This is a genomic window from Jiangella muralis, from assembly GCF_001270745.1.
GTDB lineage: Bacteria > Actinomycetota > Actinomycetes > Jiangellales > Jiangellaceae > Jiangella > Jiangella muralis.
In genome coordinates, this window is record NZ_KQ434752.1 from 41,125 (window position 1) to 53,377 (window position 12,253).

7 protein-coding genes are annotated in these 12,253 nt (G+C 73.3%); 5 read left to right on the forward strand and 2 right to left on the reverse strand.

Annotation, left to right across the window (positions count from 1 at the left end):
• The coding region (locus ACW62_RS35045) for an MFS transporter (RefSeq protein WP_205629112.1) at positions 1 to 657 on the forward strand (657 nt) is incomplete at its 5' end.
• Positions 658 to 661: 4 nt separating this feature from the next.
• Here ACW62_RS35045 and ACW62_RS03150 read toward each other — a convergent pair.
• Both ACW62_RS03150 and ACW62_RS03155 read right to left on the reverse strand, forming a co-directional pair.
• Positions 662 to 2,326: an N-acyl-D-amino-acid deacylase family protein gene (locus ACW62_RS03150; protein ID WP_053202642.1), complete on the reverse strand. Its 1,665-nt coding sequence runs from the start codon at positions 2,324 to 2,326 to the stop codon at positions 662 to 664.
• Entirely contained in the window at positions 2,323 to 3,498 is a 1,176-nt protein-coding gene (locus ACW62_RS03155; RefSeq protein ID WP_083459137.1) for a mandelate racemase/muconate lactonizing enzyme family protein, read from the reverse strand. The genes ACW62_RS03150 and ACW62_RS03155 overlap by 4 nt, the downstream gene beginning before the upstream one ends.
• Positions 3,499 to 3,699: 201 nt before the next feature.
• Between ACW62_RS03155 and ACW62_RS03160 the strand changes: the two genes are divergently transcribed.
• From ACW62_RS03160 to ACW62_RS03175, 4 genes are all read left to right on the forward strand, one after another.
• Positions 3,700 to 4,386 (forward strand): FadR/GntR family transcriptional regulator, encoded by a 687-nt coding sequence (locus ACW62_RS03160; protein ID WP_169791981.1) that lies wholly within the window; start codon positions 3,700 to 3,702, stop codon positions 4,384 to 4,386.
• The gene (locus ACW62_RS03165) at positions 4,383 to 6,758 is read left to right on the forward strand and encodes an outer membrane protein assembly factor BamB family protein (protein ID WP_053202645.1); all 2,376 of its coding nucleotides are present in this window, start codon (positions 4,383 to 4,385) and stop codon (positions 6,756 to 6,758) included. Before ACW62_RS03160 ends, ACW62_RS03165 begins: the two co-directional genes overlap by 4 nt.
• Before the next feature lie 1,043 nt (positions 6,759 to 7,801).
• On the forward strand, positions 7,802 to 9,361 hold the full coding sequence (locus tag ACW62_RS03170; protein ID WP_053202646.1) for a hypothetical protein: 1,560 nt from the start codon (positions 7,802 to 7,804) through the stop codon (positions 9,359 to 9,361).
• Positions 9,362 to 9,390: 29 nt separating this feature from the next.
• Positions 9,391 to 12,186 carry an FG-GAP-like repeat-containing protein gene (locus ACW62_RS03175; protein WP_053202647.1) on the forward strand — a complete coding sequence of 932 codons (2,796 nt, stop codon included), beginning with the start codon at positions 9,391 to 9,393 and terminating at the stop codon, positions 12,184 to 12,186.
• Positions 12,187 to 12,253: the final 67 nt, after the last annotated feature.

A 12,253-nucleotide genomic window follows, 5' to 3' on the forward strand; every position in this document is an offset into this window, starting at 1 on the left:
CTGGTGCACCTGCGGCTGCTGACGGGGCCGAAGTCGCTGTCGGCGAACCTCGCGTCGGTGCTGCTCGGCTTCGCCATGTTCACGGCGTTCACGCTGGTGTCGAACCTCATCCAGACGCCGTCCGGCGTCGCGGGGTACGGCCTCACCGGCTCGGTGCTCGACGTCGGGCTGTACATGCTGCCGAGCACCGTCACCATGCTGGTCTTCGCGGTGCTGGCCGGACGGTTCGAGGCCCGGCTCGGCGCGGCGTTCACGCTGTCCGTCGGCGCGACGTTCGCCGCGCTCAGCTACCTGTGGCTGGCGATCAACCACGACACCCCGCTGGACGTCATGATCTTCAGCGGCATCCAGGGCATCGGCTTCGGCATCGCGTACGCGGCACTGGGCACGCTCGCCGTCGAACACGTCCCGATGAATCAGAGCGGCATCGCCAGCGGCATCAACTCGCTGGTCCGCACGGCCGGCGGCAGCGTGGCCAGCGCGGCGACGGCGGCCATCCTGACCGGCTCGCTCATCGCCGGCACGTCCATCCCGAAGGTCGACGGCTACGTGATCTCGTTCGTCCTCGCCAGCATCGCCGCCACGCTGACCGCCGTCATCGCCGCCGTCCACGGGGTCCGGCACCGCCGCCCGGCGCCGGTGCCGCTCCCCCGCTGACCGATCAGTCGTCCGCCAGTACCTCCTCCGCCACCGGGACCAGCGGGGCCGACGACGCCCGCCGGTACGCCGGGCCGCGCAGCGCCCGCCCCGGCCGGGCGCCGGTCATCGCGCCGTCGCGCAGCACCGCGGTGCCGGAGACGAACACGTCGGTGACACCCTCGGCCAGCTGCCGCGGCCGCTCGAAGGTGGCCGGCGCCAGGCTGGCCTCCAGCGAGAACACGACGACGTCGGCCACGGCGCCGTCGCGCAGCACGCCACGGTCGGACAGCCCGAGCCGCTGCGCCGGGAACGACGACATCTTGCGCACCGCCTCCGGCAGCGAGAGCAGTCGCTCCTCGCGGACGAAGTCGGCCAGCACCCGGGTGAAGCAGCCGTACGCCCGCGGGCTCGGCGCCAGCCCGATGAAGACCGCGTCGCTGGCGATCATGCCCAGCGGGTGGCAGACGAACTTCCACAGCGTCATCGCGTGCGGGCTCGGCCGGGTGAACGTCGCGCCCGGGTTCGCGGCGACGAGGTCGCAGACCGCCCGGCCGAGCGACACCCCGAGCGTGCTCACCACCTCGGACAGGTACCAGCCCTCGAACCGGTCGTACTCGGGGCTGGTGAGGTAGCCCAGCCGCAGGTCCGAGAACGGCGCGCTGGCGACGTACTGCCGGGCGGCGCCGCTGGCCTCGACCTCGGCGGCGATGCGGTCGCGGGTCGCGCCGCCGGCCAGCCGCTCGCGCAGCCGGTCCGGCCCGCCCTCCTGCGCCCACAGCGGCAGCAGCCGGCTCAGCCGGGTGCCGCCCCACTCGTAGGTGTAGGTGTCGAACGTGACGTCGAGGCCGGCGTCGCGCTCGTCCTGCAGCAGGTCCAGCATCCGCTGCGCGCCGCCGGTGTAGGTCGCCCGGGCGGACCGGGAGAAGTGCGTGACCTGCAGCGGCGCGCCGGACCGGCGGGCGATCTCGGCCGCCTCGCGGAACGGGTCGAGGTACGTGTCGCCGAGGCCGTAGCGGACGTGCGTGTGGTACATCCCGCCCAGCTCGGCCGCCTCGGCCGCCAGCGCGACCAGCTCGTCAGTCGTCGCGTGCGCCCCCGGCGGGTAGTCCAGGCCGGTGGACAGGCCGAACGCACCGTCGTACATCGCGTCGCGCACCTGGCCGCGCATCCGGTCCAGCGCCGCGCCGTCCGCGACGCCTGGTTCCCAGCCGAGCGCGTTGACCCGCAGCGCGGTGTTGCCGACCAGCGTCGCGACGTTCACCGCGACCCGCCGGTCGTACGCGTCCAGCTGGTCCGCGATCGAGCGCCAGCCCAGCGGCTCCGCGGGCAGCCCGGCGATGCCGCCGTTCTGCTCGGCGAACCCGTGCAGGTCGGCCGGCCGGTCGAACGGCGCGTAGGACAGCCCGTCGACGCCGATGACCTCGGTGGTGACGCCCTGGCGGATCTTCATCTCCAGGTCCGGGTCGCCGAGCAGGACGAGGTCGGAGTGGCTGTGCAGGTCGATGAAGCCGGGCGCGACGGTCAGCCCGGTCGCGTCGATCCGCTCCCGCGCCGGCACGTCCGCCGTCGCGCCGCGCAGCAGCGTCACCCGTCCGTCCCTGATCCCGACGGCGGCCGTGAACGCCGGGTTGCCGGTGCCGTCGACGACGGTGCCGTGCTCGATCAGCACGTCGAACGGGGCGCTCATCGGGTGCCGCCGAGGTCCAGCACGAACCGGGGCTCGGACCGCTCCAGCTCGTCGATCCGCAGCCGCGGCCCCAGCCCGGGCGCGTCGTCGACCCGCCAGACGCCGTCGGTCACCTGCGGCGGATCCTCCACGTAGCGCTCCCAGTACGGCGCCTGCTCCGGCGTGATCATCGACTCGCTGAGCAGGAAGTTCGGCAGCGTCGCCGAGAGTTGCCAGGTGGCGGCGCTCTGCAGTGGCCCGAACGGGTTGTGGAACGCGACGGAGATGCCGTGCGCCTCGGCCAGCGTGGCGATCTTCTTCGCCGGCGTCAGCCCGCCGCAGATGCCGACGTCGGGCTGCGCGACGGCGACCGCGTGCTGCTCGATGAACGGTGCGCTGGACAGGTGGTTGCCCCAGCGCTCGCCGGCCGCGATCGGCGTGCTGACCCGGCTGGACACCTCGCGCAGCCAGTCCGGCCGCTCGTACGGCACCGGCTCCTCGATGAACGTCAGGTCGTACGGCGCCAGCGCCTCGGCCAGCCGGATCGAGTTCGCGACGTTCAGCCGGCCGTGGCAGTCGACCATGAGGTGGACGTCCGGCCCGGCGGCCTCGCGGGCGGCGGCGAAGTACTCGGCGATGTGGCCGAAGATCCACGGCGGCAGCAGCTCGGTCTCCGTCTGCCGCGGCGGGACCAGCTGGACCCGTTCGTGCCGGACGCTGGTGACCTTCTCGTAGAACCCGGGCAGCGTCGTCTTGATCGCGGTGAACCCGGCCGCGACCCGTGCGCGGACCGCCTCGGCCAGCGCCTCCGGCGACTCGCCGGCCCGGGCGTGGGTGTAGACGCGCACCTCGTCGCGGAACGCGCCGCCGAGCAGCCGGTGCACCGGCACGCCGAGCGCCCGCGCGTTCAGGTCCCACAACGCCATGTCGATGGCGCTGATGCCGATGGTGAGCAGCGTGCCGCCGAGGAACGCGTCGCGGTACATGCGCTCGCTGAGCTGCTCGATCCGGGTCGGGTCCTGGCCGCGCAACTCGTCGCCGAGCTCCTCGAGCAGCGCCACGATCGACCGCGTCCGCCGCCGCATGGCGACCTCGGCCTCCCCGACCGCGCCGTCGTCCGTCTCCACCTGCACATACACGGCGTTGTAGAAGCCGAAATCCACCGGCCACGAGCGAATTCGATCGATCTTCATGGCACCTCCTTCCTAGAACCTAGGACTTAGGTGTTTACTTAGCAAGTACTGAACTATGCTCGTTGCCCGGCCACACCCCGGCAACGGTCGAGAGGAAGTGACGCGACGGTGGCGCGATCCGGCGCAGAGGTGGACGACCCCAGAACCACGACGAGCGACGACGACCGCCTCACCCGGCGGCTGTCCGATCACGGACGACGCGTGCCCCTGGGCGTCCAGGTGGCCGAGCGGATCCGGGCCGACATCTCCAAGGGCGGGCTGAAACCCGGCGAGGAGCTGCCGTCCGAGGCGGAGTACGGCGAGCGGTTCGAGGTCAGCCAGCGCGTGGTCCGCGACGCGCTGCGCACGCTGAACAACGAAGGCATCATCTCGACGCGGCAGGGCAAGCGCGCCGTCGTCGGCAGCCTGCGCCCGGACGCGATGGGCAACTACATCCGCTTCCTCGTCGACACCGATCCAGGGGCGATCGACGAGCTGATGGACTTCCGCGCCCTGCTCGAGGGGCACGCCGCCCGGCTCGCCGCCGAGCGGGCCACCGACGACGACATCGAGCAGATGAAGTCGGCGCTGGCCCGGGTGCTGGAGGCCGGCGACGACCTCGAGGCACGCGTCCCCGCCGACCTTCGGCTGCACGAGCTGATCTCGCGGTCGTGCGGCAACCGGCTGGTCGACAGCATGCTCGGCGTGCTGGCCGACACCCTGGCCGAGGAGCGCCGCCGCGGCGCCCAGATCACCCGCTCGAAGGGCATCGGGCACGACGAGACCAACCACCAGCACGTCGCCCTGATCGAGGCCATCGCCACCCGCGACGGCGACGCCGCCGAGCGCAGCGCCGTCGAGATCGTCCAGCGTGCGCTCGGCTACTGGTCCGCGGCCGCCCGCCCATGACCACCGCGGCGGCCCGCGGCGCCCGGGTGGTCCGGCACTGGGCGACCGGCGCCGACGTCCGCCAGGTCGCGGAGTTCGCCGGGCCCGGCGGCGCGCCGTGCGTGCTGGTGCTGGCCGGCGCGACGCTGCAGGCCTGGCGGTGGGACGGCACGCTGCTGTGGTCGGACGGCACGTCGGCGGTGACGCGGGTGCTGCACGTCCGCGACGACAGCGCGTTGGTGCTGTCCGGCGAGCGGCTGGTCCGCCGGCTGTCGCTGTGCACCGGCGCGTCGTCCTGGGCGGGCACGGTCCCGGACGGGACGAACCTGTCCGGGCCGGGGTCGTCCAAGCTGGCGCTCGTCGGCGGCCGCCTGCTCTGGTTCACCGCACCGGCCTACGCGACCGCCGTCACCTGCCGCGAGCTGCTGCCCGGCGGAGATGTCTCGACCGTGTGGGTGCGCGAGTTCGGCGGCCACTACGACGCGGGGTTCGGGCCGGTGCTGGTGGTGGCGGACGTGCTCGGCTCGGGCGAGCCGCAGCTGCTGCTGTCGACCCGCACCGGCTCCGGCTACGGGACCGGCGACGCGGACGTCAGCAGCGAACGGCTGGTGCTCGGGCGGGAGGACGGGCGGTTGCTGCAGCTGGTCCTGTCGGTGTCCGACGGCTCGACGCTGACGGAGGTCGCGTTCCGGCCCGACCCCGGCGACTACCCGTGCGCCCGTCCGTACGGACTGCTGACGACCGCCGCGGCGCCGGCCGGGCGGATCGTCGTGCTGGTGAGCTGCCAGGTCGAGGAGTACTACTCGGTGACGCGGGTGCGCGACGGCGAGCTGGCGCGGGCGTGGGGACGCTTCGTCGAGAAGGACTGGCCGCACGACGCGCAGGAGCTGCGGCCGCAGGTGTCCTCCGTCGTCGAGCGGCCCGACGGCAACCCGTGGCTGGTCACCGGCCACCACGACGGCGCCACCTGGACCACGGTGGTCGACGACGCGGTCACCGGCGAGCGGGTCGCGGCGCTGCCCGGGCACTACCTCTGGGGCGTGACGGGTTCGGTGGCCGTCGTGTCGCCGGCGGTCCCGCGCACCCTGACCGGGGCCGAGCCGACGCTGGCCGTGCGGCTGCCCGATCTCACCGTCGCAGCGTCGTTCACCGGTCATCCGGTGGTGTGCGGCGACGACGAGCTGCCCGCGGAGCTGTCCTTCCACGCCGAGCGGCGCTCACTGGTGGCGCTGGGCGACGGCGTGGTGATGCGGCTGCCGTCCGGCGCGGCGGCGTGGTGGTCGCCCGTCTCCGGCGCGTCGGCGCCGCTGGGCGTCGCGGACGTGGCCGGGGCCTTCCCGGGCGGGTCCGGCGCGGCGGTGCTGGTGTCGTCCGACGGTGCGCTGCACCGGGTTGGCGCCGACCTTGCGGCCGCGGGTTCGGTGCGGCCGGCGGGACGGCGGGCGTCCGCGCTCCCCGTCACGTCCGCTGCGGGGCCGGTGGTGCTGCTGGACGGGCCGCGCGACAGCCGGGCCGTCCTCCCCGACGGTGTGGAGCTGCCGCTGCCCGGGCGGGTCGCGGCGGCCGGGCGGACGCCGTCCGGTGCGGTCGTCGTCGCCTGCCTGGAGGACACGGCGGTGCGCTGCTGGAAGCTGGGGTCGTCGGGCTGGGAGCCGGCCGGCGCCGTCACGACCCGCGGGCGGCCGAGTCACGCGCTGCTGTTCGACGACGCGTCGCTGCTGCTGGCGGCCTCGCGGACCGGAGTGCACACCGCCGATCTGGGGGTGTACCGGCTGGACGGGACGGCGCTGTGGCAGGACCCCGCGCAGGGTCCGCACCCCAACCTGCCCGCCGTCGCGCGGACGCCGTCCGGCCGGTGGCTCGCCGCGTACGACGACCACGGCCAGTTCACGGCGCGCGACGCCCACACCGGCGAGGTGCTGACGAAGGACGACTGGACCGCCGCCTACACGACGCCGCTGCGACTGGACACGCCGCCCGGCTGGCTCCGCGTCGGCGGCATCCACGGCATCGACCTCCTCGACGATTCCGGCGGCGTCCGCTGGCGGCACGGCGCGCCCCTGTGGACGTACTTCCCCGGCGAGGCCGCGGTGGCCGGGTCGGTGCTGGGCTGCATGACCCGGTCCGGCCGGCTCGACGCCTTCGACGTCGCTTCTGGCCGGGTGCTGTGGAACGTTGACCTCGGCCCCGTGGCGGCGCGGCCTCCCCTGGTGGCGCTCGACGATGGGTTCGTCGCCGGCACCGCTGCCGGCGCCCTCGTGGCCGTCGACGCCTCATCTGGGGACCGGCGCGAGCTGCTGTCGCTTGGCGCCGCCGTCGAGACGTTGGCCGTCGGTGGAGCGGGGTTGCTGGCGGGGACCGCCGACGGAGTGGTGCACGAGGTCGCCGTGTGATCTCGTTCGCCGTCCCCTGCTGCCCATTCTCTTGGCCGCGCACGCGCGCCTCAAGCGGACTGACGGCGCTTCGCGCGGCGATGACCGCTTGACCCGCACGCACGCGGCCAAGAACGGGCAGCTATTAAGGGGACGGGGAAAGACTGGGCACGCCTCACTTCACGCGCGGCGGGCTCACCTCACCCGCGTCAGCACCGCATGACCGTCGATGACGGCTCTCATCCGGTGCTGCGGCGGGCGAAGTGCCCACGAGACGAGTGACGTCGACGACCTGGGTCGTCTTCGATGGCCAGAATCGTCCAAACGGCGCCCGGAACACGACTCCCGCCATCGAAGACGGCTCCGGGAATCGAGGACACCAACGGTGCACCGGCAGGAACGACGATTGGGTCCGAGTACGTGAGTCCTCGTGCCGCCATACAGAGCTGGCCGGAGAGAATGCCGCCGGCCGCTCACTGGCCGCTCGTGGTTGGCAGTTTGGTGGGCCCAGGGCGCCAGTAATCCGCCAACCATCGGCGGCCGCGCACGGTCGGCGAGGACGGCAGCCAGGCAAACGGCCAACGGTGCACCCGGGCGGGCTCTGCCCGCACTTTCCCCGTCCCCCTGATAACTGCCCGCACTTGGCCGCGGGTCAAGCGGTGCTTCGCACGCGCGAAGCGCCCTCTGGCTCCGCTTGAGGCGCGGTGCCGCGGCTAAGAACATGGGCAGCAGGGGGACGGCCCACTACCGCAAAGCGGCGAACAGCAGCGCACCGATCAACGTCAGGACCACGGCCAACGTCACACGCCACCACACCCGGCCGCCCCGACAGGCCCCTGTGGTCACCCGCAGCCGGCGCCGCGCCCACAGCACGCGCCGCGCCCGCAGCACCCTGCAGCGCCCGCCGTCACCCCGTCCGCGTCCGCCTGCCCCATCGTCGCCAAGGCCGAGTCGACAGCCGTACCCGTCTCCCCCGGTGAAACGGGGATAGACGGGGCAATTCGCGACATGATAGGACCTAGGTCATGTAACTAAGGTCCTAGGTCTGTGGTAAGGAGCCCGCCATGCCACATCGTCACCTGTTCCGGAACCTCATCGCCGCCGCCGCGACGACCGGCATCGTCGCCGGGAGCCTCGGAGTCAGCGCGGCCCCCGCCCACGCCGTCGCCCCCGAGGACGGCACCGTCATCCAGTTGGCCGACGGCAGCTACCTGCCGATCGTGCCGGTCACCGGCCACCCCGGCGTCGCAGCCGTCGGGTACCGGGTCAGCGGCGGCCAGTTGCGCGCCTACGACCAGGATGGCGTGCAGCTGTGGGCGCGGTCCACCACCGGCACCCAGCTGTCCGGCGGCTACGACTTCGACGCCGACGGGTGGCCGGACGTCGCCGTCACGATCTCGGCGAACACCGGGTCCACCTGCGGCGTCAGCCCGCTCACCACCACGACGCTGCATTTCTACCAGGGCGCGACCGGTACGCAGCACACCCCGCTCAGCCCGATGAACGACATCTGCTGGTCGTTCCCCGGCACCACGCCGTACCCGACGCACCAGTGGTCGGAGCTGGCGCCGCTCTGGGGCGACGAGACCAGCACGCTGTTCACCTCCCCCTACTATGCGACGACGTCGTGGTACCTCGGCTTCGGCGGCGGCTCGTTCAACACCGCCGGCGCGCTCTACTACCCGTCGACGTCGTCGTACGACAGCACGTACACCAACGCGCAGCCGAACACCTATCCGACCGGCACCGACTACATCCAGTACGCGCACGTCGCCAACGGGCTCATCACGTCCGTCAGCGGGCAGAACCGTGCCGTGTTCTGGACCAGCGGGCGCGTCGTGCAGTACTCGATCGGCGCGCTCAGCAGCGGCCAGCTGGTCGCCGACCGGCCGTACCTGACCGGCGGCCGCACCGACATCGCCGGTCGCAACTACGGGCTCGTCGGCGTCGACCCGGGCAGCCCGAACTCGGTCGTCCTGCTCTCCGGGACGAGCAACTACTCGCTCTACCAGGATGCGATCACCGGCACCCAGAGCTACGACCAGTGGGGCGGCATCGAACGGCACGTGTCCGTCTACAACGCCGCCGCGAACACCGTCGACGACCGCTTCTTCAGCTACGCCCACGACGCCTCCGACGGGCACAAGTACCAGAACCGGGTCAGCTACCCGGCGCACCCGTTCGTCCAGCGCTCCGGCGCCTCGCGGCTGGCCTACAACGTGTTCCGCGACGGCCGCTGGCGGCTACACGTCAGCCAGCCCGGCTCGACGGCCTCGCTGTACGAGCTGGACGACGTGTTCCTGTGGGACATCGTCGACGTCGACGGCGACGGGACGCAGGAGTGGCTGATCAGCCCGACCCGCAACGCCGGCGACCCGCTCGGCCCGGCGTACTACTTCCCGAAGTGGCAGACCGGCGCCTACCACTGGAACGAGTCGGCCCTGACGCTGACCAGCATCGCCACCTTCACCGACGCGATCCCGTACCTGCAGCGGACGTTCACCACCGCGAACACGACGAGCAGTGACGGCTCGCTGGCGGCGGCGCACGTCGTCGCAGACGGCGGTGTCCGCGAACTGCTCGTGCGCACCAGCTCCGGCGCCGTGCAGCGGCGAACGCTCTGACCCCACCCCCGCAACGATCGGAGACCGGCATGCCCCCAGTACGTCGCCGAACGTTCCTCGCCGGCGCGGCGGCCGCCGCCGGCGCCGCTGCCATCCCGGGCCTCACCAGCACCGCGGCAGCGGTGACGGGACCGGGACGGATCACCCCCGGCCAGTGGCCGCTCCCCCGCGCCGACGCCCGCAACACCGGCCACCAGCCGCTCCCCGGCGGCCTGCGCCGGCAGCCGAAGGTCGTGGCCAGCGCCTACCTGGGCGGCTCGACGCCCTGGGTGATGGCGGCCGGCCTCGACGGCGACGGGTCGACGTCGCTGCTGTTCCTGACCGCGGGCTCGGTCGTCGCGACCGGGCCGCGGCTGGAACCGCGCTGGTCCGCGCCCGGCCTCTCCCCCGCCGACATCGCCGGCGTCTACGACCTGGCCGGCGACGGTGGCCGCCAGGTGGTCGTCATCGGTACGACGACGGTGGCGGTGCTGGACGCCGCGACCGGCGCGCAGCTGTGGTCGCACGACTTCGGCGCCGTCGTCGCGTTCGACTGGATGAGCATCGGCCCGCTCGCCGACGGCGTCGCCGGCCAGCAGATCGTCGTCTGGCCGTACCTCAGCCCCGTCGGCGTCGCCATCGCCTTCGACCGCGGCGTCGCCGAGGGCTACGAGCTGTGGCGCACGTCGCCCGACTACGTCGAGTGGGCCTACGCGCCCGAGCTGGTCATCGGCGACGTGGACGGCGACGGGCGGAACGAGCTGGTGATCGCCGGGTACGGGCAGATCCTCGCCTACGACGGCCGCACCGGCGCGCTGCTCGACACCGGGTCCGGCTGGCGCGGCCGCGTCGACTGGATCTCCGGCCCGGACGTCAACGGCCGCAACTACGGCCAGGTGCAGCTGATCGAGCTGGACGGCGACGGGCGGCTGGAACTGGTCGAGGTCTGCGACGGCGTCACACTGCACGTCGCCGCCGTCGACAGCGACGCCGCCGGGCTGTCGCTGCTGTGGGACGAGTTCGTCGAGTTCCCGGAGAGCGGCAAGTCGCTGCGCACCACCGTCAACGGGGTCGGCGACCTCGACGGCGACGGGCGGGTCGAGATCGCGGTGTCGGTGTTCAACCACACCGGCGACGGGCGCTGGCACGTGCTGGTCGTCGACGCGATCGAGGGGTTCGGCACGGTCAAGGCCGACCTCGCCGACCGGTACCTCTGGGGCGTCCAGGATCTCGACGGCGGCGGCGCGAGCCAGCTGCTGGTCAGCGTCGCGACGGACCAGACGCCGCCGGCCGTCGCGGACCTCGAGGTGTACGCGCTGGACGGCGCCGGGACGTGGGCGCCGGTGTGGTCGCTCGCGGCCGCGCAGTACGTCATGGACCCGCACACGCCGGTCCCGGCGACGCTGAGCCCGCACTCGCGCTCCGCCCGGTCCGAGATCCTGCGGGCGGGGCCGCTGGCGTCGTTCGTCGTCCGTGCCGGCGGCGAGCTGCGCGGCTTCGGCTACGCCGGCGGCGCCGTCACGCAGACGTGGACGCGGGCGGACGACGGCGGCGTGCTGCACCGCGCCGGCGACCTCGACGGCAGCGGCACGGCGACGGTGCTGTACCAGCGCCCATCCGGCGAGCTGGTCGCCGAGGACGCCGCCGGCGCCGTCCTCGGCAGCACGCGGCTCGGCGCGTTGGTCTGCGACCCGGTCGTCGCCGATCTCGACGGACGCGGCCGCAGCAGCGTCGTCGTCAGCGCGTTCGACCGGATCAGGGTGCTGGACCTGCGCGGCAACACGTTCAAGGAGCGCTGGAGCGTGGCCGGCCGCGGCGAGTACGTGTACCTCGGCGGGCTGCAGTCGGCGACCGCGGCGGACCTGGACGGCGACGGCCGCGCCGAGGTGGTGTTCGTCGACGCGGCCGGGCCGCGGTCGCGGCTGCGGGTGCTCGACGGCGCCGGGCACGAGGTGTGGAGCCACGTCTTCGCCGATCTGCCCGCGCCCACGTTCGCCGGCCCGAACGGCGTCTACCTGTGGACGTTCGGCGACTTCACCGGCGACGGCCACCTCGACGTCTACGTCGGCGCGAACAAGGCCGGCTACAACACCGAGGTGTCGCGGATCCTCGACGGCCGCGACGGCGCGCTGCTGGCGACCCGCGACAACGACGGGCCGGGGCACGCGGGTGGGCAGTTCGGGCCGTGGGTCGGCCCGCCGGCGGCCGCGGACCTCGACGGCGACGGCGTCGACAACGCCCTGTTCCTGGCCGCCGACCTGCTGTACGACGTCAACGGGACGGACTTCGCCGACCCGGGGATCGTGCAGGGTCACGTCGGGCTGTACCACACGCCGATCCTGGTGGACGTGGACGGCGACGGCGCGCTGGAGGTGGTGCTGGCGGCCGGGTTCGACTACCTGGACGTCGTGACGTTCGCGTCGGCGCCGGCCGGGAGCACGCTCTGGCGGGTCGACACCGTGCCGGGCGCGCACCTGGGCCGCCAGCCCGGCATCGCCGACGTCGACGGCGACGGGCGGCTGGAGCTGGGCGTCCTGCTGAACGACGGCTCGTTCGAGTGCCGTGACGCCGCGACCGGCGCGCTGCGCTGGACGTTCGACGTCGGGGCCGCCGGCAGCGCCGTCACCACCCTCGACGTCGACCGCGACGGCCGCCCCGAGTTCGTCGTCGGCACGGTCGACGGCCGGGTCGTCTGCCTGACCGCCGACGGCGACCTGCCCCGGGTGAAGTGGACGGTGCAGCTCGGCCACAAGCTCGGCGACGTCATCGCCGCCGACGTCGACGGCGACGGCCGCAGCGAGCTCCTCGTCACCGCCGACGACGGCTACCTCTACGTCATCGCCTGACGTCCGTTGGGTCACCTGATCGTTCTCCAGGGAACGATCAGGTGACCTTCCCGCCCCGCCCGCCGCC

Bases quoted from the DNA above. Each gene is read 5' to 3' on its own strand.
- ACW62_RS03165 (WP_053202645.1), top strand. From the start codon at position 4,383: ATGACCACCGCGGCGGCCCGCGGCGCCCGGGTGGTCCGGCACTGGGCG.
- ACW62_RS03155 (WP_083459137.1), bottom strand. From the start codon at position 3,498: ATGAAGATCGATCGAATTCGCTCGTGGCCGGTGGATTTCGGCTTCTAC.
- ACW62_RS03150 (WP_053202642.1), bottom strand. From the start codon at position 2,326: ATGAGCGCCCCGTTCGACGTGCTGATCGAGCACGGCACCGTCGTCGAC.
- ACW62_RS03175 (WP_053202647.1), top strand. From the start codon at position 9,391: ATGCCCCCAGTACGTCGCCGAACGTTCCTCGCCGGCGCGGCGGCCGCC.
- ACW62_RS03170 (WP_053202646.1), top strand. From the start codon at position 7,802: ATGCCACATCGTCACCTGTTCCGGAACCTCATCGCCGCCGCCGCGACG.